Consider the following 20,318-nt stretch of genomic DNA (forward strand, 5'->3'; position numbering starts at 1 on the left):
TGTGGATCGCCATCGAGCTGGCGGTGCGGCTGGTGCTATTCGTGGCGGTCGGCACCGGGCTCATGGAATTGGGATGGATTCCTCGCACCGCGGTTCTGCCCCCAGGGATCTTCACGCTGCAGATGGTGATGACCGGTCTCGCCCTTGTCATCCTGGGTTGGTACTTTGGCCGGCGCCTTCGCGGCTACCCGCTGGGGTACCGCTGGGACCGTTCCGCCGTCCTCGCCGGGATCCTCGGCGGCGTCCTCCTCGTCCCGCTCCTCAGCTTTGGCACGCACCATCTCGATCAGACCCTGACAGGGCAGATCGAGCCGGAGGAGCGGGTGACGGTCGTTGCCTGGGTCCTCCAGATCGTCGCCAATGGCGTGCTCGGCCCGGTGGTGGAGGAGTTCTTCTGGCGAGGGTACATTCAGGGCGAGCTGGGCTTGACGAGGACCGCGCTTCTGTTCGCGGCGAAACACAGCGTCGTCGACTTTTCGCTGGCCCGCCCGACCAGTCTGCTGACCGGGTCGTTCGCGCTAGGCTGGCTGCGGCTGCGCTGGGGCACCGCAGCCTCGACCATCGCTCACCTCATCCTGAACCTGACGGCCAGCATCATGACCCCGCGCATGCCAGGATGACCTGGACCGTCACTGAGCAGGAGCGGTTCCGGGGACGCGGCCTCCGTCAGCGGCTCCGAGGGCTCAAAGCCCTCAGAAGAGGCTCGGGGATCCCCTGCTGTCACGGGGAGACCGACAGGTGCCCGGGAGGCCCCTCCACGAGCGTGCCGATGCGGGCCGCCGCAGGCACCCCTCGATGCTGCAGCGCCGCCTCCAGCCGGTCCACTCGCTCGGGAGGGACGGCCATCAGCAGGCCCCCGGAGGTCTGGGCGTCGGCCAGGAGGATGCGCACCTCCTCGGGGATGGCCTCGTCGAACTGCACCCAGTCCGCCAGGAACTCCAGGTTCCGCGCCGTCCCCCCGGCCACCGCCCCGGCCCGCACCAGGTCGGCCGCCCCGGGCAGGACCGGCACCCGTCCCGCCTCCACCACCGCCGCCACCCCGCTGGCCAGCGCCAGCTCGTGGAGGTGGCCGAGCAGCCCGAACCCGGTGACGTCGGTGCAGGCGTGTACGCCCACCTCCAGCATGGCCTCGGCGGCCCCGCGGTTCAGCACCCCCATCAGCCGGATCGCCGCCTCCGCCGCCTCCACCGACGCCTTCCCCTGCTTGATCCCCGTGGTGATGGCGCCGATGCCGATGGGCTTGGTGAGCACCAGCACGTCGCCCGGCCGCCCCCCGGCGTTCGTCACCACCCGGTCCGGGTGGACCACGCCGGTGACCGCCAGCCCGTACTTCGGCTCGGGGTCGTCGACGGTATGGCCGCCCACGATGAGGACGCCGGCCTCCTGGGCTTTGGCCGCGCCGCCTTGCAGGATCTCGCCGAGCACGGTCAGCGGGAGCTTCCCGCGCGGCCACCCGACGATGTTGAGCCCGAGCAGCGGCCGGGCCCCCTTGGCGTAGACGTCGGAGAGGGCGTTGGCCACGGCGATGGCCCCGTAGTGGTAGGGCTCGTCCACCACCGGCGTGAAGACATCCACCGTCTGCACGAGCGCCAGCTCGTCGGTCAGGCGGTAGACGGCGGCGTCGTCGCCGTGTTCGAACCCCACCAGCAGGCGGGGGTCACTGGGTTGTGGGAGGTGGCGCAGGACCTGCGCCAGGTCGGCCGGGCTGAGCTTCGACGCTCACCCCGCGCAGGCGACCGTGGCCGTGAGGCGGATGCGCTCACGCTGGTCGTCCATCCGCGACCTCCTCTCTGCCGCCCCCGCCGTGCCCGGCAGGGGATCGCCGCGAGGACTTCCGCCGCGGCGGTGCCCCATTCTAGCACCGCCGCCCTCCGCCTGCTATTGATGAGGCGGTGAGCCACGTCCCCTCGTTCGAGACCATCGACCACACCGCCGACGTGGGCCTGGTGGCCTACGGGCGGGACCTGCCGGAACTGTTCGCCAACGCCGCCCGGGGGATGTTCCACTTCATCGTCGACCCGGCCACCGTGGCCGAGCGCGAGACCCGACCGGTGCGCGCGACCGCCGAGGACCTGGAGGGGCTGCTCGTGGCCTGGCTGGCCGAACTGCTGGTCCTGTTCAACGGCGACGGCTTCCTCCCGGCACGCTTCCACGTCGAGACGGTCACCCCCACGTCCCTGGAGGCGCAGGTGGCCGGCGAACCGGTCGACCCGGCGCGCCACGCCTTCCGCCTGGACGTGAAGGCGGTGACCTACCACGGGCTGCGGGTGGAGCGGCAGGACGGCCTCTGGCGCGCCCGGATCATCTTCGACGTGTAGACCGGCCGCGGGGGCGCAACCGCCCGGCCCCGGCGCCCCGGCCGCTGCAAGGTCGCGGCGGGGAGGCCCGGGGAGGCCGTCAGCGCAGGCCCTTCAGCCGCAGGCGCAGGTCGTTGGGGCTGTCCGCGGCGCGCAGCCCGGTCTCGGCGTCGACGAGCCCGGCCTGGATCAGCTCGTAGAGGGCGTGGTCGAAGGTCTGCAGCCCCTCCGCCACGCCGGCGGGCGACTGCATCGCGGTGCGGATGCCGGGCAGGTCGCCCCGGCGCAGCAGCTCCCGCACCCGCGGGGTGGCCAGCAGCACCTCCACCGCCACCACGCGCCCCTGCCCGTCGGCGCGGGGCAGCAGGCGCTGGGCCAGCACCCCGTTCAGCGTGAGGGAGAGCTGCAGGGCCAGCCCGGCGTGCCGCTCCGGCGGGAAGAAGTGCAGCAGCCGCTCCAGCGTCTGCCCGGCGTTGCTGGCGTGGAGGGTGGAGAGCACCAGGTGGCCGGTCTCGGCGAAGTAGACGGCGGCGGCGGCCGTCTCCTCGTCGCGGATCTCGCCGATGAGGATGACGTCAGGGGCCTGGCGCAGGGCGTCGCGCAGGGCCTGGCTGAAGGAGGGGCAGTCCGTGCCCACTTCGCGCTGGCTCACCAGGCTCCGGTGGTCCTCGTGGAGGAACTCGATGGGGTCCTCCACCGTGACGATGTGCCCGGGCCGCTGCCGGTTCCGGTAGTCCACCATGGCCGCGAGCGTGGTGGACTTCCCCGAGCCGGTCTGGCCGGTGACGAGCACGAGCCCCCGCGGCGCCAGCGCCAGCTCCGCCACCGCGGGGGGCAGGCGCAGCTCCTCGAAGGAGGGGATGCGGCTGCGCACGCGCCGGATCACCGCCGCCGGCGTGCCCCGCTGGACGTAGACGTTCACGCGGAAGCGCCCCAGCCCCGGGGCGCTGTAGGCGATGTCGGCGCGCCGGGCCTCCTCGAACTCCCGGCGGTGGCGCTCCTCCATCACCGGGGCGGTCAGCGCCGTCACCGCCGCGGCGTCGAGCGGCGGCGCCTCCACCGGCCGCAGCCCGCCGGCGACGCGCAGGATCGGCGGGCGTCCCACCTTCAGGTAGAGGTCGGAGGCGTCGTGCGCCGCCATCTGCCTCAGCAGGTCGTGGAGGTCCGGCGCCGTCACCGGCGGATCGGGCTGGGGGACGGCGGCTGGAGCGGCGCGGGGCGGTCGTGCAGGAAGGCGTCGCGGTCGACCGCGCGCTTCAGCGCCTCGTCCAGGTGGATGCGCCGCTGCTTCACCAGCGCCTTGAGGGCCTGGTCGAGGCTCTGCATCCCCTCCCGCGCGCCGGTCTGGATGGCCGAGAGCATCTGGTGCGTCTTGTTCTCCCGGATCAGGTTGCGGATGGCCGGCGTGGCCACCATCACCTCCAGGGCGGCCACGCGCCCCGAGCCGTCCAGCGCCGGGACCAGCGTCTGGGCCACCACCCCGAGCAGGGCTTCGGCCAGCTGCGCCCGCACCTGCTCCTGCTGGTGGGGCGGGAAGACGTCCACGATCCGGCTGATGGTCTGGGGGGCGCTGTTGGTGTGCAGCGTGGAGAGGACCAGGTGCCCGGTCTCCGCCGCGGTGATGGCCTGGGCGATGGTCTCCAGGTCGCGCATCTCCCCGACCAGGATGATGTCGGGGTCCTCGCGCAGCGCGCTGCGCAGCGCCGCGCTGAAGGAGTGAGTGTGTACCCCCACCTCGCGCTGGTTGATGCGGCAGCGGCGGGGCGTGTGCACGAACTCGATCGGGTCCTCGATGGTGATGATGTGGTCGTCGCGGTGCGTGTTCATGTGGTCGACCATGGCCGCCAGCGTGGTCGACTTCCCCGACCCGGTGGGGCCGGTCACCAGCACGAGCCCCCGCTCCTTCATCGCCAGGTCCTTGAGCACCGGCGGCATCCCCAGCTCGTCGAGGGTCAGGACGGTGGAGGGGATGAGGCGCAGGACCATGGCCACCCCCAGCCGTTGCACGAAGGCGTTCACCCGGAAGCGGCCGGCGCGGCTCAGCTCGATGGCGAAGTCCAGGTCGCTGGTGGCCTCGAAGCGGGCCTTCTGCTCGTCGGTGAGGATGTCGTAGAGCATCCGGTGGGTCTCGTCGGGTTCCAGCGGAGGCGCCTCCAGGGCGACCAACCGCCCCTGCAGCCGCAGGGCTGGGGGCATGCCGGGGGCCAGGTGCAGGTCCGAGGCGCGGCGCTCGCGGGCCAGGAGCAGCAGGTCGACTATGTCCACGGCGGGAGATCCTGGCGCATCAGCGGGCCTCTGCCGCCTGGGGCCAGGGGAGGGCGAGCCCGGCTAGCGCCAGCCGGACCTCGTCGGGGCTGACGAGGCCGGCCGCCAGGAGCCGCTCGGCCTGGCGGCGCAGGGCGGCCGCCGCGCCGGCAGCGACGTCCGCCACGCGCCCGCCCGTCGCACCGGCGCCTGCGGCGTCGGCGCTCGCCGCGCCGGCCGGACCGGCCGCCACGGGCGCGTAGGCGCTGAGCAGCCGCTCCTCGCTGAACCCCGTGAAGAGGCAGGCGTCGCACCCACGCCCGCCCGCGCGCTCCCCTCGCCCCCCGCAGACCGGACAGAGCAGCCGCACCGGCCGGACGAGCAGCACCCCCTGGACCAGGGCCAGGACCGCGCTCCGGGAGCGTGCCCGGGCACACCGCTCCAGCGCGGCGGCAGCGGTGGGGGAGGCGTCCCCCGCCAGGACGAGCGTCCCGCCCGCCGCTTCCAGCGCGGCGCGCCGCGCGCCGCGGGTGGGCAGGTCATCCACGAGCAGGAGGTCCGGTCCCAACGCCCGCCCCTCGGCGACGGCCCGGGCGTAGCGGGAGCGTGCCTGCATCCCCGGACCGAGGACGATGTGGGGCGTGCGGGGGTAGTCGACCGTCGCCACGGCCTCGACGCACACCAGGCGCGCAGGGGCCCGCGCCGCGGCCAGCGCGTGCAGGACGGCCCGGCGGGCGCGCGGGTCGGGACAGGCCACGAGCACCAGTCCGCGCCCCACGGGCGGGGGGTCCAGCGGGGCGACGCCGAGGGCCTCCAGAGCCGGGGGCGCTTCGCGGAGCGGGTGGAGCACCAGAGCGGCGGCCGTCCCCCACCGCGTGGGCGTGAGCGTCACCTCGACGGTGAGGGTGCTCTGGCCCAGGCGGGTCGTGAAGCTCCCCTGTCCGCTGTCGGCGAGACCCGTCTCCCCCCGCAGGTCGGTGAGGATGTCCTCGTACAGCTCGCGCAGGATGGCCGGTCGGCCGACGGCCACGCCGCGGATGCGGTAGGCGAGCGCCACACGGCTGTCTGCGGCCGGGTCGACGTACATCTCCGTGGCGTCTTGCTGGAGCGCCTGCACCAGGTGGAAGCGCAGGAACTGCCGGGCCGCCGAGACCCCCTCCCCGCCGGCCGGCTCGCCGTCGCGGCGGTGGAAGAGCCGCCCCAGCACCGCCGAGAGGTTGGCCGGGCGGACCAGGGCGCGCTTGACCTCCAGCCCCGTCAGGCGGCGCACCGTCTCCACCGCCTCCTCGTCGGTGGGGTCGACCATCCCCAGGGTCAGCTCGCGCTCGAAGCGCAGGATGGGGACGACGCGGTGCGTGCGCAGGACCTCCTCCGGGAGGAGCCGCACCGCGTCCGGGTCGATGATCTCCGGGGTCAGGAAGACGTAGGGGAACCCGAGGTGGTTGCTCAGCGCCCAGGCCAGGTCGTCCTCGGAGATCCACCCCTGACGCAGGAGGACCTCGCCGATGCGCTCGCCGGTTTCGCGCTGGATGGCCAGGGCGGCGGTGATCTGCTCGGGCGTGACCAGCCCCGCCGAGACCAGGATCTCTCCGAGGCGCATGCGCGCTCCTTTCGCTTCCAGACCCTCTTGCCCAATCCCGCCCGCTCCATAGTCGCCGCCGGCAGGCCGGGTCGCCGGCTGTGGCGTTGGGCGCGGCCGACCTCTACGCCCCGTGACGGTTTGGGCAGGGCACGCCCCGTGACGGTTTGGGCAGGGCCGACGTCTATGCCCCGTCGCGGCTTGGGCAGGGAAGGTGTAGGGCATCCCCGGGGAGGTTTGCGCGTGCAATGGCGGGATCCGACGGAGGCAGCCGGCCCGGGCAGGGCCTCTCGGTCCTGGAGGGCGAGCGCGGGTGGCGCCGGGTCGCGTCCCTGGGCGACGCGCTCCTCGCCGCCGGCCTCCTGACTCCGGAGCAGCTCGTCGAGGCGGCCCGCCGCCAGCAGGAGACCTCGCAGCACCTCGCCCGCGTCATCCTGGAGATGGAGGTGGAGCCGCGCCGCGAGGTGGCCGCGGCCGTGGCGGCGCACCTGGGCGTGGAGTTCGCGACCCTCTCCGACCGGCCGCCGGACGCCCAGCTCCTCGCCCTCGTCCCCGAGCACCTGGCCCGCCGCTACCAGGCTGTCCCGCTGGAGGTCGCCGGCGGGACCCTCCGCCTGGGGATGGTCGACCCCCTCGACGTCGTCGCCCTGGACGACCTGCGCAAGGTGACCGGCCTTGACACCGTCCCCGTCCTCATCACCCCGGAGGACTTCCGCCTGGCCCTGGGACGCTACCCGGCGCTCGACCGGGCCGTGGGCGACGTGCTCGAGGAGGTGCGCCGCGACGAGCCCGAGGGCGAAGCGGCGGTCGGCCACCTGCGGGCGGTGGCCGAAGAGGCGCCCATCGTCCGGCTGGCCCACAGCATCCTGGTGCAGGCCGTCCGGCAGCGGGCCAGCGACATCCACGTCGAGCCGCAGGAGCGGGAGGTGGTGGTGCGCTTCCGGGTGGACGGCACCCTCCACAAGGTCATGGCGGTGCCCATGCAGGCCCACGCCGCGCTGGTCTCCCGCCTGAAGATCATGGCCAACCTGGACATCGCCGAGCGGCGCGTGCCCCAGGACGGGCGCATCGAGATGGCGCTCGACGGGCGCGCGGTGGACCTGCGCGTCTCCACGGTCCCCAGCATGTGGGGCGAGAGCGTGGTCATGCGCATCCTGGACAAGGGCAACGCCATGGTGCCCATTGAGCGCCTGGGCTTCCGCCCGGAGGCCCGGGCCCGCTTCGAGCGGCTCATCGCCAAGCCCTGCGGGCTGATCCTCGTCACCGGCCCCACCGGCAGCGGCAAGACCACCACGCTGTACGCCGCCCTCAACCGCCTGAACCGGCCCGACGTGAAGATCCTCACCATCGAGGACCCGGTGGAGTACCAGCTCCCCGGCATCGTGCAGGTGCAGGTGAACCCGCGGGCCGGCCTCACCTTCGCCCGCGGCCTGCGCGCCTTCCTGCGGCAGGACCCGGACATCATCATGCTGGGGGAGGTCCGCGACGAGGAGACGGCGCGCATCGCCGTGCAGGCCTCGCTCACCGGCCACCTGGTCCTGAGCACGCTCCACACCAACGACGCCCCCAGCGCCGTGACGCGCCTGGCGGACATGGGGATCGAGCCCTTCCTGGTGGGCGCCTCGGTGCTGGGGGTGGTGGCGCAGCGCCTGGTGCGGGCGCTGTGCGTGGAGTGCCGCGAGCCGTACGCGCCGACGCCGGAGGTGCTGGCCCGCCTGGGTCTTGAGCCGGCGGAGGCTCCCGTCGTCTACCGTCCCCGGGGGTGCCCGCGCTGCGGGGGGTTGGGCTACCGGGGGCGCCTCGGGCTGTACGAGGTGATGACGGTGGACGACGCCCTGCGCGACCTGATCGTGCGCGGGGCGGGGGCCGCCGCCCTCCGGGAGGCCGCTCTGGCGGCGGGGATGCGCACCCTGCGCGAGGAGGGCCTGGCCCGGGCCCTGGACGGGACGACCTCGCTGGAGGAGGTCCTGCGCGTCGTCCTCGTCGACTGACCCCGCCCGCCCCTCCGGACCGCCCGCCTCACGGGAGGCGGGCGTTTGTGATTTACGGGGCGGCACAGTAACGTGGGCATGAGGTGACGGTGAGGCCATGCTCGACCTCAGGCTGATCCGGCGGCAGCCGGACCTCCTGCGCGAGACCCTGCGCCGGCGCGGGCTCGATCCGGCGCTGGTCGACCGGGTGCTGGCCCTGGACGAGCGCCGCCGGGCGGTCGTGCAGGAGACCGAGGCGGCGCGGGCCGCCCACAAGCGCCTCTCCGCCGAGGTGGCCCGCCTGGAGGGGGAGGCGCAGGCGGCGCGGCTGGCCGAGGCGCGCGCGCTGGCGGAGCGGCTGCGCGCGCTGGAGGCCGACCTGCGCGCCGCCGACGAGGCGCTGGAGACGGCGGTGCGGGCGCTGCCCAACCTGCTGCACGCGACCGTCCCCCCGGGCGATGCCGCGGCGAACCGCGTCGTCCGCACCTGGGGCGCACCGCCGCAGTTCCCCTTCCCGCCGAAGGACCACGTCGACCTGGGCACGGCGCTCGGCATCCTCGACCTGGAGCGCGGGGCCAAGGTGGCCGGCTCGCGCTTCTACTACCTGCTGGGCGACGGGGCGCTGTTGGAGATGGCCCTGGTGCGCTACGCCCTCGACGTCCTCCTGCGCCATGGCTTCCTGCCGGTGATCCCGCCGGTGCTGGTGCGGCCCCGCGTCATCACCGGCGCCTGGGGCGGCGTGGCCTTCGACCCGCAGCAGACCTACCTGCTGCCGGAGGACGACCTGGCGCTGATCGGCACCTCGGAGCAGAGCCTGGCCGGGCTCTACATGGACGAGACGCTCGAGGCCGACCGGCTGCCGCTGCGCCTCGCCGGCATCTCCTGGTGCTTCCGCCGCGAGGCCGGCTCCTACGGGCGCGACGTGCGCGGCCTCTTCCGCGTCCACCAGTTCGACAAGGTGGAGATGTTCTCGTACGCCCACCCCGAGCGCTCCTGGGAGGAGCACGAGTTCCTGGTGCGCGTCGAGGAGGAGATCCTGCAGGGGCTCGGCATCCCCTACCGGGTGGTCCTGCTGGCGGGCGGCGATACCGGCGCGGCCTCGGCCAAAACCTACGACATCGAGGCGTGGATGCCCGGCCGCGGCGGGTGGGGGGAGGTGACCTCCTGCAGCAACACCACCGACTTCCAGGCGCGGCGCCTGGGTCTGCGCTTCCGGGAGGGGCGGCGGAGCGACTACGTGCACACGCTGAACGGGACGGCCGTGGCCACGAGCCGCGCGCTCATCGCCGTGCTGGAGAACTACCAGCAGGCCGACGGCAGCGTGGCCGTCCCGGAGGTGCTCCGGCCCTACCTCGACGGGCGGACGGTGCTGCGCCCGGTCACGCCCCGGCGCGCGATGACCCCCTCCTGACCCGGCCGGCTACTTGCTGTGCTTGTCGGCGACCTTGCTCGCCCCGTAGGCGTCCGGCTTGGTGACGGCGGCGTAGCCCGAGCCCGTCACCATGCCTACCACCTCGCGGATGATCCGCTTCGTCTCCCCCTTCTCCCCCACGTCCAGGTGGATCTCCACGGGGAGCTTGGAGTAGCCGTTGCGGGCCAGCTCCGCGGTGATGAGGCTGGCCGCCTCCAGGCTCAGCGCCGTCTCGAAGAGGATGCGCTGGCGCAGGCTCTCGATCTTGCGGTTGCGCAGCTTCCGGTAGAAGTACCGGCCCCCGTGGCCCACCCGGTGCACGACGATGGCAGTGACGAAGTGGGTCTCGTCCCCCAGCAGGGAGTCGGTGCCGATGATCAGGTGGTAGCGCTGGTCCGGCTCCTCCTCCATGAAAGCCACCAGGTGCCGGAACATCTGGCTGAAGGTCAGCTTCCCGTGCGTCGGGCTGACGAAGTCCATCGGTGATCGCTCCCTATCCAGTATAGCAGGCGGTTCGCGCCGTGGAGGGCGGTATAGCAGGCGGTTCGCGCCGTGGAGGGCCGGACGAGCCGGACGGACCCCAGGGCCGGACGAGCCGGACGAGCCGCAGGGCAGGCCGGGCGCGGCTTCCCGCCCGTGCCGAGCCAGGCGCGACGACGGCGGTTACAGCTCCCGCCGCCCCTCCAGGGCGCGCGCCAGGGTCACCTCGTCGGCGTACTCCAGGTCGGCCCCCACCGGCAGGCCGTGGGCGATGCGCGTCACCCGCACGCCGAGCGGCTTGAGCAGCCTGGCCAGGTAGATCGCCGTCGCCTCGCCCTCCACCTGCGGGTTGGTGGCCACGATGACCTCGTCCACCTCGCCGGTGCGCACGCGTTCCAGCAGCTCTGCGATCCGCAGGTCGTCGGGCCCCACCCCGTCCAGCGGGGAGATGGCGCCGTGCAGGACGTGGTAGCGGCCCTTGAACTCGCGCGTGCGCTCCAGCGCCACGACGTCCCGCGGGTCCTCCACGACGCAGATCACCGAGGCGGTGCGCTGGGGATTCCGGCAGATGGCGCAGGGGTCCTCGTCGGTGAGGTTCCAGCAGACGCTGCAGTAGCGGGTGCGCGCCCGCGCCTCCAGGATGGCCTGGGCCAGGGCCTCCGCCTGCTCGGGCGGGAGGCGCAGGATGTGGTAGGCGAGGCGCTGCGCCGTCTTGGGGCCGATGGTGGGGAGGGTGCCGAGCGCGTCGACCAGACGGGCCAGGGGTGGGGCGTGCATGCGCGGGCCGCCTCAGATGGCGAGACCGGGGAAGCGGACTCCTCCCGTCAGCGCGCGCATCCGCTCCTCGCCCAGCGCCCGCGCCTTGCGCTGAACCTCGTTCACCGCCGCCCGCACCAGGTCCTGGAGGAGCGCCACGTCGCCGGGGTCCACGGCCGCAGGGTCGATGGTGAGGTCCACGAGCTCCCCGTGCCCGTTGGCCACCGCCCGCACCGCGCCGCCCCCTACGGTGACCTCCACCCGTTCGGCCGCCAGCTCCTCCTGCATGCGGGCCATCTCGGCCTGGAGCTTCTGCACCTGCTTCATCATCTTCCCGACGTTGAACATGGCCCCCGCTCACCCCGTCTCGTCGACCCGCTTCACCTCGACGACCTCGCCGCCGAACAGCTCGACCGCATGGCTCACCAGCGGGTCGCCGGTCGCCGCGGGCTCAGGGGCGGCGACGGCGGCGGCCAGCTCGGCCTCCTCCTGCACCCGGCAGCGCAGGCGCAGGGGGCGGCCGAAGACCTGCAGGAGCGCCCGTTCGACGATCTCCCGGTTGTCGGGGCGGTGGAGGCTGTCCACGTGGAAGTTGTACCCGGGGCGCAGGCCGACCACAAGGGTGTTCCCCTCCACCGCCACCGGCACGCCGTCGATGAGGAGAGCGTGGCACAGCATCCTGGCCCGCTTGACCTCCTCCAGGACCCGCGCCCACCGCGCGCGCACTTCGTCGAGCGTGGGGAGGCGGCCGTCCGATGCTGTCGAGGGCTCGGCCGCATTCGGCGATGCGCGGGGCGCGCTGGCCGGCCCTGGCGGTGCGGAGGATCCGCCGGTCGGCCCCGGCTCAACGGGGGGCGCGCTGGCCGGCCCCGGCGGTGCGGGCCGTCGCCTCGGGGGGGGCGAGGGGGCAGGGCGGGTGGCCGTGGGCCGGGTCGGTCCCTGGCGGGTGGCGACGCCGGATGGCCCTGCGGGCAGGATGCCCGCGCCCGGGGCCGCCGCCTCCATCTCGGGCCGGGCCGCCCGGATCAGCGCCACCTCCAGGAGGAGGCGCGGCTGCGGGTTGGTGCGCGTCTCCACCATGGCGTCGCTGAGCACCCGCAGGGCGCGCAGCACCGTCCCCTGGTCGGCCCCCTCCGCCTGCGCGCGCAGGCCGGCCAGGCGCTCCGGCGTGGTGTCCAGCGCCGACGCCGGGTCCTCCGCGACCTGCGCCACCAGCAAATCCCGGAAGTGCTCCAGCAGCATCCGCATCACCTGGCGGGGATCCCGCCCCTCGTCGAGGAGGGCGGAGGCCACGCGCAGCGCCTCCACGACGTCGCCGCGCAGCACCGCGCCGGCCAGGGCCTGCAGCGTCTCCTCGGCCGGGGCCCCCAGGATCGCCAGCACGTCCTCGGCCGTGATGCCCTCCTCCCGGTAGGCGCTCACCTGGTCGAGGATGGACTCCGCGTCGCGCACCGACCCGTCGGCCAGCCGCGCGATGGCGCGCAGCGCCGCCTCGTCGATGCGGAAGCCCTCCTCGCGGGCGATGCGGCGCAGCCGCTCCTCGATCTCGCGCAGCGGCACGCGCCGGAAGTCGAAGCGCTGGCAGCGCGAGGCCACCGTGGGCGGGACGCGGTGCGGCTCGGTGGTCACCAGGACGAAGACGGCGTGCGGCGGGGGCTCCTCCAGCGTCTTCAGCAGCGCGTTGAAGGCGCTGGTGCTGAGCATGTGCACCTCGTCGATGATGTAGACCTTGTAGCGCCCTTCCGCCGGGGCCAGCACGATGCGCTCCTTCAGGTCGCGGATGTGGTCGACCTGGGTGTGGCTGGCGCCGTCGATCTCGATGACGTCCAGGCTGGTGCCATGGGTGATGGCCACGCAGGCGGCGCAGGTGTTGTCCGGCTCGGGGGTGGGGCCGCGCTCGCAGTTCAGCGCCTTGGCCAGGATGCGGGCCAGCGTCGTCTTCCCGGTCCCGCGGTGGCCGGTGAACAGGTAAGCATGCGTCACCCGCCCCGCCCGGAGGGCGTTCTGCAGGGTGCGGGTGATCCGTTGCTGCCCGATGACCTCTTCGAAGGTCTGCGGGCGCCAGCGGCGGTACACGGAGACGACGGACACGGACGTCACCTCGGGGGAATCGGCGCGAGCGGCGCCGTCACCGGATAGTTCGACAGGAGCCAGGGGCGGCCTGCCCGAATCCCCTGCAGGCGTGCCGATCGCCTACCTCCTCTTCCTCATCATAGCGCTTGCGGCGGGGGTGTGGGTCTTCCAGGACGCCCTGCGCCGGCTGCCCCCCGAGCGCCCGCGGTTCGAGGCCGCCTTGTGGGGGCTCGGCGTCCTCATCCCCTTCACCCTGCCGATCTTCCTCCCGCTGTACCTGCTGGGTGCCCGCTCCCCCGATCCCTCCGGCACCTGGGGGCTGGCGGAGATGGTGGGGATCGCCGTCTACTTCGCCCTCACGCTGCCGCTCGTGGCCGAACTGGCCGGTGTGCTGGACGGCCCGCTGCACCTCTCCGAGCTCTCCGGGCTCATCCTGCTGCAGAACCTGGGGTTCGTGGCCCTGGCCGTCTTCGGGATCGCCTACCGCTACCGCCTGCCGGTGGAGCGGCTGGGCCTGAGCGCCCCCCGGCCCGTCCCGCTGGTGCTGCTCGGGCTCCTCCTGGGCGCAGTGATGATTCCGGTGGCTGTCTGGGCCGAGGAGGTGGCGATCTTCCTGGTCGGGCTGGTGGAGGGACACGCCCAGGCCGCGGCCCGCGCCGTGGCCGAGCACGCCCAGGACCCGCTGGCCGCAGTGGTCGCCGGCGCGCACGGGTGGCGCCTGGCCTGGCTCCTGGCGCTGCTGGCCGGGGTGGTGCCGCTCGGCGAGGAGGTCTACTTCCGTGGCGTGATCTACGGCGGCTTGCGGGCGCGGTGGGGCCCGCGCTGGGCCACCGCCGGCAGTGCGGTCCTCTTCGCCGCCGTCCACCAGCAGGTCATCCACGCCCTGCCCATCCTGCTGCTGGGCGTGGTGCTGGCGGTGGCCTACGGGCGCACGGGGAGCCTGCTCCCGCCTGTCGTCATCCACGCGGTGAACAACGTGGTGGCGGTGCTCGGCCGCCTGTACGGGTGGGACTTCTGACGGCCCCCGACCTTAGGCCCCAACCCTAGAAGCCGAACAGCCCGCTGATGACCCGCGCCGCGACTGCGCCAGTGAGGAACCACATGAGCGCCCACGCCCAGGCGGGCGGGGAGGAGGGGCGGGGAGCGGGGCCATACCGGCGAACGGGGGCGCGGAGGAAGGGATCTTTCCAGAACATGTCGTGAGCCGCCTCGTCAAGGATTCGGCAATGCGCCAAGGGATTCGACGCGGCGGTGCGCGCCTCCTGGAGGCCCTCACTCGGCCGTCGGCCCGCCCTCCGGCGCCGCCGGGACGGCCATGACGTGGAAGCCGCTGTCCACGAAGAGCACCACGCCGGTGATGGCCCGCGCCAGGTCGCTGGCGAGGAAGACCGCCGCATCGCCCACGTCCTCCTGGGTGATGTTGCGGCGCAGCGGCGCCAGCTCCTCGGTCAGGTCACGCAGGCGCGAGATGCCGCGCACGGCGCTGCCGGCCAGCGTGCGCAGCGGGCCGGCGGAGATGGCGTTCACGCGGATCTGCCGCGGGCCCAGGTCGGCGGCCAGGTAGCGCACGGCGGTCTCCAGCGCCGCCTTGGCCACGGCCATGACCCCGTAGGCCGGGACCACCCGCTCGACGGCGTTGTAGGTGAGCGTGAGGATGCTGCCGCCGGCGGTCATCAGGGGGGCGGCGTGCCGCGCCACGGCGATGAGGGAGTAGGCGCTCACGTCCAGCGCCAGGGCGAAGCCGCCGCGGGAGATCTCGTGGAAGGGGCGGGCCAGCTCCTCCCGACCGGCGTAGGCGATGCAGTGGGCCACCGCGTCGAGCCGGTCCCACCGCTCCCGCAGCGTCCCAAACGCCTGGTCCAGCTGCTCGTCGGAGGTGACGTCGCAGGGGAGGGCGAGGAAGCGCTCCCGCCCGCCCAGCGTGTCCAGCAGTTCGTCGAGGTTCGCCTTCAACCGCTCGTTCTGGTAGGTGAAGGCGAGCTCGGCCCCCTCGCGGTGGAAGGCGGTGGCGATCCCCCAGGCGATGGAGCGTTTGTTGGCCACGCCCATGATCAGGGCGCGCTTGCCCCGCAGCAGCACGGGCGATCACCTCCACGGCGGAGGTTCGACGCGCCTCCATCATTCTCCCGGCGCTCCTCCGGGACCGCCTCGCGCAGGCCGTGCGACGCGGCGGATCACCTCGTCGGTGAACTCGGTGGTGGTGGCGACCCCGCCGAGGTCCACCGTCCGGATCCCGTCACGGACGGCGCCGAAGACCGCCTCCTGCACCGCTGCGGCGACCCGCCCCGCCCCCGGCAGCGGCAGGTAGCCGAGGAGTGCGGCCCCGGCCAGGATCATGGCCATGGGGTTGGCGATGTTGCGGCCGAACAGGCGCGGCGCCGTGCCGTGCGGGGCTTCGGCCAGGACGACCTCGGGCGCGTAGTCCGCTCCCAGCGCCAGGACCAGCGACTCCGCTCCCGCGATCGAGCCGAACATCTGCAGGACCAGGTCGCTCAGCGTGTCCCCGTCGCGGTTGAGGGCGGGGATGACGAGCGCCTCGCCTGTGGCCTGCAGCAGCAGGGCGTAGACCGCGTCGATCAGCTGCGGCTCGTAGGGCACCTCCGGGTGGCGGCGGGCGGCGGCGTCCATCTCCTCCTTGAGGAGCCCCTCGTAGATGGGGCTGACCGTGTACTTCGGCCCGCCGAAGACCCGCGCCCCCGTCCGGGCGGCGTGGCGGAAGGCGAACTCGGCCACCGCCCGGCAGAGGCTGCGGCTGATGGCCGTGGTCCGGTAGGCGACCTCATCGCCGTCCCGGGTCTCCCGCCACTCCCGGGCGCCGTAGGCGTCGCCCACGGCCATGCGGACCACGGCGATGGGTCGGACGGCGGCCGTGAGCGGGCGCACCCCGGGAATGGGCCGGCCCGTCCGCAGGATCACGTGGGCCCCCATGACTTCCCGCAGAATGGCGTTGGGGCTGCCCACATCTTCCGCACCCTCGGGGGTGATGGTGGCGGCCTTGAGGCCGTAGCGCAGGCGGCGCAGGGCCTCTCCCGCCTCGTAGACCGTCCGGTTGCGCGTGGCCCGACGGGTGGCCAGGCTCAGGTCGAAGCGGACGAACTGCAGGTCCAGACCCGTCACCCGGGGGTCCAGGACACGCAGGGCCTCCTCAAGCAGCTCCTGGCCGGTCTGATCCCCGGTGAGGACGGCGATCTCCATACTCCCGAGCCCCCCAGGCTGGTCCGCCCCCCGCTCGTCCAGGAGACCCCCTCCCGCGTTACTGCCTGTTGACGGGCCGGGGCGGGCGTGCTATACGTTTGTTGAAGTTTACAGCACGTCGTTGGGCCACGGCGCCCCGTTGCAGCGGGGCGCCGTCGCATTTTGGGCCTCCTGCCGGACGCGGCAGGGGAAGGAGGCGATGGGCGTGGCGGTGACCCGCGAGCGCCAGACCAAGGCTCCCGAGGCCACCCCGGAAGCGGTGGTGGCCATGGCGCGGGAGCAGGGGGTGCAGATCGTCGACCTGCGCTTCACCGATCTCTTCGGGCAGTGGCAGCATTTCTCGCTGCCGGTGCGCGAACTCACCGTCGACATCTTCAGCGAGGGCGTCGGGTTCGACGGCAGCAGCATCCGAGGTTTCCAGCACATCCACGAGAGCGACCTCAACCTGGTCCCCGACCCGGCGACGGCCCGCATCGATCCGCTGGCGGCGACCCGCACCCTCCTGCTCATCTGCGACGTCTACGACCCGGTCACCCGGGGTCCCTACTCGCGCGACCCGCGCTACATCGCCCGCAAAGCGGAAGCGCACCTGGTACGCTCCGGGGTCGCCACCACCGCCTACTGGGGCCCGGAGGCCGAGTTCTTCGTCTTCGATGACGTCCGCTTCAGCGAGAGCGCGAACAGCGCCTTCTACGCCGTCGACAGCGACGAGGGCATCTGGAACAGCGGGCGCGACGACCGCCCCAACCTGGCCCACCGCCCGCGCCACAAGGAGGGGTACTTCCCCGTCCCGCCCGTGGACAGCCTGCAGGAGTGGCGCAGCGAGCTCGTCCTGAAGATGGAGGAGATGGGCGTGGAGGTGGAGGTGCACCACCACGAGGTCGCCTCCGCCGGCCAGTGCGAGATCGACATGCGCTTCGCCCCGCTGGTGGAGATGGGCGACCGGCTGATGCTCTACAAGTACCTGGTGAAGATGTTCGCCCGCCTGCGCGGCAAGACCGCCACCTTCATGCCGAAGCCCATCTTCGGCGACAACGGCTCGGGCATGCACACGCACCAGAGCCTCTGGAAGGACGGCACCAACCTCTTCTACGACCCCCAGGGCTACGCCAACCTGTCCGAGACGGCGCTGTTCTACATCGGCGGCCTCCTCCGGCACACCCCGGCGTTGATGGCGTTCTGCGCCCCCACCACCAATTCATATCGGCGGCTGGTGCCCGGGTTTGAGGCCCCCGTGAACATGGTCTACTCGAAGCGCAACCGCAGCGCGGCCATCCGCATCCCCGTCTACTCGGCCAGCCCCCGGGCCGTGCGCGTGGAGTACCGGCCGCCCGACCCCACGGCCAACCCCTACCTGGCGTTCGCCGCGATGCTCATGGCCGGGCTGGACGGCATCCGGAACCGCATCCACCCCGGGGAGCCGATGGACGTGGACCTCTACGAGCTGGACGGCGAGGGTCCGGCTATCCCGCAGGTGCCCGGGTCGCTCGACCAGGCGCTGCGGGCGCTGGAGGAGGACCACGCCTTCCTGCTGGAGGGCGGGGTCTTCACCCCGGACGTCATCGAGACCTGGATCGCCACGAAGCGGCGGCGGGACGTCGACTACGTGCGCCTGCGGCCGCACCCGGCGGAGTTCTACCTGTACTACGACGCGTAGGCCACGCGGCTAGGTCTGGCCCATCCAGCTCAACCATGCGCCCGTCGGGATCTCCGAGGGAGGCTGAGGCCCCCCAGGGGAACTGCGTTGACCCCTTGACGGGATACCCGGCGGCAGCAAGCCGCCGGTAGTCGGCATCGACGTCTTCGACTTCGAACGCGATGCCGCTGCCCAACCAACGACCTGCGGCTGAGCGGTCGGATGGCACCGGTACGCGCTCGGACAACGGCTCGTTCATCCGCCGGCTCGCTCCAGCCCCGTGTTAGGCAGCCGGAGATCCAAGGACTTCTCGAAGAGAATGCTCTCGGATGCAACCGACCCGTAGCGGTAGGGTTTGATCTCCCCGGTAGGCTCGAACCCGAGCCCCTTCAAGAAGGGGATGACGCGATCGTTGGTCCATACCACGGCTGTGCGAATTCGGTCACAGGTCCTCCAGCCTCGGACGGATTCCTCGAGCAGATGGAAGGCTAGACGGCCGATTCCCTGGTCCTGATGCTTCTCCGAGACGAGCAGGAGCCCGAGGTAAGCCGTCGCCGCGTCAGGATAGCCGCGGATCAAGTCTGCACAACCGACCATTTCGCTCCCGCGGTAGATGCCGAAGACGAACTTGTCCTCGTAGGTCTTGCCTTCAGGCAGAATGGTGAACGTGCTCTGAGCGTCCGCGGGTCCCGGCGGGACACCTGTCACGAGCTGAGCGTACGTGGGCGCCTCTTCGATGACGCGCTGGAGCTCTGCCATCTCCGAGCGTTCACCCAAAAGTAGACGGATAGTCACGGGCCCCGGGCTCATCCGGCTCACATGAAGTTCGTCTCCCTAACGCCGCGCTTCAGCCGCGCGGCGTAGCCGCGTCGGCTGCAAGCGCCTGTTGGGCCTCAGTCTTCGGGTAATAGTTGTGGATTCCAAGCGACCTCCCAGAGATGACCATCCGGGTCTTTGAAGTACCCGGAGTACCCGCCCCAGAAAGTGTCTTGAGCCTTCTTCACGATCGTCGCTCCCGCCGCCTGAGCCTCCTTCATAACTGCGTCAACCTCGGCCTTGGACCTTACGTTGTGACCGAGGCTGAACTCGGTCGAACTCACCGCATCCACAGGAAGCCCCGTATCACGTGAGAGGCTTTGGCGCGGCCACACCGCCAGTGTCAGTCCACCTTCGAGTCTGAAGAAGGCGACCGCACCATACTCGAACTCTTTGCCGATGATGCCTTCGGTAGGGAGCCCCAGGCCATCCCGATAGAACCGGACCGACCGCTCCAAGTCTGCGACCCCGATTGTGAGAACCGTGATACGCGGCTTCACTTCTTCGCCTCCACGTACCGCCTGAAGTTGTTCAGGATGGCCTGCCAACCCGTTCGCTGGAGCTCAGGCGAGTTCTCGGTCTCCGCATCGAACGTCTGCTGCACGAAAACGCCCCCGGGTTGCCCGACGAACGCGACCGTGCCTTCGCGCCCGTCACTCATCCGGTATTCGATGATCCTATGGAGCACGACACGGGTATATGTGCCCTCGAAGTCGAATCCCTTACTGCCGTCCTTGGCTTCCATGCGCGACAGGAACCGTCCGCCTTCGCGCAAATCGACGGAGCTCCGGGTCGTATACCAGTCGTCCTGGGCGGCATTCCACTGCTTGATGTCCTCCGGGTTGTTCCAGGCATCCCAGACCCTGCTCAGGTCGGCCTTTACGAAGATCTCAACGGTGATCTTCATGTCTCTCTCCTTTAACGCCCGTGGGTGCGCACCCGCCAGTCGAACGACGAGGGATCAAATCAACACCCCGGGTCGCCTTCTGGGGCCCAACAAGAATTGGGTAGACCTGTCTAGCACTTCCAACGCAGCGAGTCTCGCAGTCTAGCACCTGTCGCCTTTCTCTCCTTGATCCCACCCGCTTCCCTAACGAGTCCCGCCCGCGACCAGCTACCCGGCTCCGTGATAGGCAGACCTGCCTAACCTGTCCTGCCCCGACCTGTGGCCACCGCTGGCATGCCGGCTGTCCTTGGCGCCCATCATCACATGCTGACGTTGCTTCTACAATCCCGAAGGCCCTCTGGCGGCCGGTGACTCGCCGGGGCCTGGCCACCTCCCCTACAGCCCGGCCAACCGATCGGCCGGACTGCGAACCGCCCCGGGGCCGCGGTTCAGCACGTGGGTGTAGATCATGGTCGGGCTCACGTCGCGGTGGCCGAGCAGTTCCTGAACCGTACGGATGTCATGTCCGTCCCCCAGCAAGTGGGCGGCAAACGAGGGGCGGAGGGTGTGGCAGGTCGCCTGCCTGGTCGCCCGGTCGACGTAGATCCGGGTGGCCGGGAAGAGCCACTGCCAGCCCCACTCCCGGCCCGCGCTGAGGTACTTCCGCATCAGGGCCCCGGGGAGTTTGCTGAGGGCCTGGTTCTGGGTCGAGGCCGCCACGTTGCGCTGCACGGCCAGCGATGTGAGGAACTGCGCGATCTCCGCGGCGCCCCTCTCGGTCGGGTGACGCTTGCCGTGAACAGGACGTACCGGCGGATCCAGGCGATGTACGCTTCCTCGGTGCGTCGGCTGTAGTGATGCGCGCGGAGGGCGTCCCGCACGCGGTCGAGGAGCCGCGGCGGCGGACCCGACCGGCCCGCCGCAGGCAGAGGAACGGGTTCCATGGTCGAAGAGAGACGCTCCACTACCAGTAAT

20 protein-coding genes and 1 pseudogene are annotated in these 20,318 nt (G+C 72.0%); 6 read left to right on the forward strand and 15 right to left on the reverse strand.

Annotated features, from left to right (window positions below):
* The coding region (locus RB146_09865; protein MDQ7829282.1) for a CPBP family intramembrane glutamic endopeptidase at positions 1-620 on the forward strand (620 nt) is incomplete at its 5' end.
* Positions 621-720: 100 nt separating this feature from the next.
* Here RB146_09865 and selD read toward each other — a convergent pair.
* Positions 721-1,776 carry a selenide, water dikinase SelD gene (selD, locus tag RB146_09870; GenBank protein MDQ7829283.1) on the reverse strand — a complete coding sequence of 352 codons (1,056 nt, stop codon included), beginning with the start codon at positions 1,774-1,776 and terminating at the stop codon, positions 721-723.
* A 116-nt stretch (positions 1,777-1,892) separates the two neighbouring features.
* Here selD and RB146_09875 point away from each other — a divergent pair, with 116 nt between their 5' ends.
* The gene (locus RB146_09875) at positions 1,893-2,318 is read left to right on the forward strand and encodes an archease (GenBank protein MDQ7829284.1); all 426 of its coding nucleotides are present in this window, start codon (positions 1,893-1,895) and stop codon (positions 2,316-2,318) included.
* Positions 2,319-2,397: 79 nt separating this feature from the next.
* Here the strand turns inward: RB146_09875 and RB146_09880 are convergent, their stop codons facing one another.
* The 3 genes from RB146_09880 to RB146_09890 are packed head-to-tail and all read right to left on the reverse strand — an operon-like array spanning position 2,398 to position 6,141.
* The gene (locus RB146_09880) at positions 2,398-3,474 is read right to left on the reverse strand and encodes a PilT/PilU family type 4a pilus ATPase (GenBank protein MDQ7829285.1); all 1,077 of its coding nucleotides are present in this window, start codon (positions 3,472-3,474) and stop codon (positions 2,398-2,400) included.
* Entirely contained in the window at positions 3,471-4,562 is a 1,092-nt protein-coding gene (locus tag RB146_09885) for a type IV pilus twitching motility protein PilT (protein ID MDQ7829286.1), read from the reverse strand. Before RB146_09885 ends, RB146_09880 begins: the two co-directional genes overlap by 4 nt.
* 19 nt (positions 4,563-4,581) lie before the next feature.
* Positions 4,582-6,141 (reverse strand): hypothetical protein, encoded by a 1,560-nt coding sequence (locus RB146_09890; protein MDQ7829287.1) that lies wholly within the window; start codon positions 6,139-6,141, stop codon positions 4,582-4,584.
* 227 nt (positions 6,142-6,368) lie between these two features.
* Here RB146_09890 and gspE point away from each other — a divergent pair, with 227 nt between their 5' ends.
* Together gspE and serS are read left to right on the forward strand one after the other, a co-directional pair.
* On the forward strand, positions 6,369-8,111 hold the full coding sequence (gspE, locus tag RB146_09895) for a type II secretion system ATPase GspE (protein ID MDQ7829288.1): 1,743 nt from the start codon (positions 6,369-6,371) through the stop codon (positions 8,109-8,111).
* 97 nt (positions 8,112-8,208) lie between these two features.
* A complete protein-coding gene (serS, locus tag RB146_09900; GenBank protein MDQ7829289.1) occupies positions 8,209-9,501 on the forward strand; it encodes a serine--tRNA ligase in 1,293 nt (430 codons plus the stop codon).
* A gap of 9 nt (positions 9,502-9,510) precedes the next feature.
* Here the strand turns inward: serS and RB146_09905 are convergent, their stop codons facing one another.
* The 4 genes from RB146_09905 to dnaX all read right to left on the reverse strand — a co-directional run bounded on the left by RB146_09905 (position 9,511) and on the right by dnaX (position 12,828).
* Positions 9,511-9,981, reverse strand: coding sequence for a ribonuclease H-like YkuK family protein (locus RB146_09905; GenBank protein MDQ7829290.1), 471 nt, complete (start codon positions 9,979-9,981; stop codon positions 9,511-9,513).
* A 183-nt stretch (positions 9,982-10,164) separates the two neighbouring features.
* A complete protein-coding gene (recR, locus tag RB146_09910; protein MDQ7829291.1) occupies positions 10,165-10,758 on the reverse strand; it encodes a recombination mediator RecR in 594 nt (197 codons plus the stop codon).
* Between the two features lie 12 nt (positions 10,759-10,770).
* Entirely contained in the window at positions 10,771-11,085 is a 315-nt protein-coding gene (locus RB146_09915; protein MDQ7829292.1) for a YbaB/EbfC family nucleoid-associated protein, read from the reverse strand.
* Positions 11,086-11,094: 9 nt separating this feature from the next.
* Positions 11,095-12,828, reverse strand: a complete 1,734-nt coding sequence (gene dnaX, locus RB146_09920; protein ID MDQ7829293.1) for a DNA polymerase III subunit gamma/tau — start codon at positions 12,826-12,828, stop codon at positions 11,095-11,097.
* A 91-nt stretch (positions 12,829-12,919) separates the two neighbouring features.
* Between dnaX and RB146_09925 the strand changes: the two genes are divergently transcribed.
* Complete coding sequence (locus RB146_09925; protein ID MDQ7829294.1) at positions 12,920-13,828, forward strand: CPBP family intramembrane glutamic endopeptidase; 909 nt, start codon at positions 12,920-12,922, stop codon at positions 13,826-13,828.
* Positions 13,829-13,853: 25 nt separating this feature from the next.
* On the opposite strand, the gene RB146_09930 is transcribed toward RB146_09925, so the two are convergent.
* From RB146_09930 to RB146_09940, 3 genes are all read right to left on the reverse strand, one after another.
* On the reverse strand, positions 13,854-14,006 hold the full coding sequence (locus tag RB146_09930) for a hypothetical protein (protein MDQ7829295.1): 153 nt from the start codon (positions 14,004-14,006) through the stop codon (positions 13,854-13,856).
* Positions 14,007-14,082: 76 nt separating this feature from the next.
* Positions 14,083-14,859 carry an enoyl-ACP reductase gene (locus RB146_09935; protein ID MDQ7829296.1) on the reverse strand — a complete coding sequence of 259 codons (777 nt, stop codon included), beginning with the start codon at positions 14,857-14,859 and terminating at the stop codon, positions 14,083-14,085.
* A gap of 69 nt (positions 14,860-14,928) precedes the next feature.
* Positions 14,929-16,005 (reverse strand): isocitrate/isopropylmalate family dehydrogenase, encoded by a 1,077-nt coding sequence (locus RB146_09940; protein ID MDQ7829297.1) that lies wholly within the window; start codon positions 16,003-16,005, stop codon positions 14,929-14,931.
* 199 nt (positions 16,006-16,204) lie between these two features.
* Between RB146_09940 and glnA the strand changes: the two genes are divergently transcribed.
* Positions 16,205-17,662 carry a type I glutamate--ammonia ligase gene (gene glnA, locus RB146_09945; GenBank protein ID MDQ7829298.1) on the forward strand — a complete coding sequence of 486 codons (1,458 nt, stop codon included), beginning with the start codon at positions 16,205-16,207 and terminating at the stop codon, positions 17,660-17,662.
* Between the two features lie 234 nt (positions 17,663-17,896).
* On the opposite strand, the gene RB146_09950 is transcribed toward glnA, so the two are convergent.
* From RB146_09950 to RB146_09965, 4 genes and pseudogenes are all read right to left on the reverse strand, one after another.
* Positions 17,897-18,400, reverse strand: coding sequence for a GNAT family N-acetyltransferase (locus RB146_09950; protein MDQ7829299.1), 504 nt, complete (start codon positions 18,398-18,400; stop codon positions 17,897-17,899).
* 134 nt (positions 18,401-18,534) lie between these two features.
* Positions 18,535-18,957 (reverse strand): VOC family protein, encoded by a 423-nt coding sequence (locus RB146_09955; GenBank protein ID MDQ7829300.1) that lies wholly within the window; start codon positions 18,955-18,957, stop codon positions 18,535-18,537.
* Positions 18,954-19,364: an SRPBCC family protein gene (locus tag RB146_09960; protein ID MDQ7829301.1), complete on the reverse strand. Its 411-nt coding sequence runs from the start codon at positions 19,362-19,364 to the stop codon at positions 18,954-18,956. The genes RB146_09955 and RB146_09960 overlap by 4 nt, the downstream gene beginning before the upstream one ends.
* 375 nt (positions 19,365-19,739) lie before the next feature.
* A pseudogene (locus tag RB146_09965) lies at positions 19,740-20,287 on the reverse strand (phage integrase N-terminal SAM-like domain-containing protein).
* Positions 20,288-20,318 lie beyond the last annotated feature (31 nt).

Source organism: Armatimonadota bacterium (assembly GCA_031081585.1).
GTDB lineage: Bacteria > Sysuimicrobiota > Sysuimicrobiia > Sysuimicrobiales > Humicultoraceae > Geohabitans > Geohabitans tengchongensis.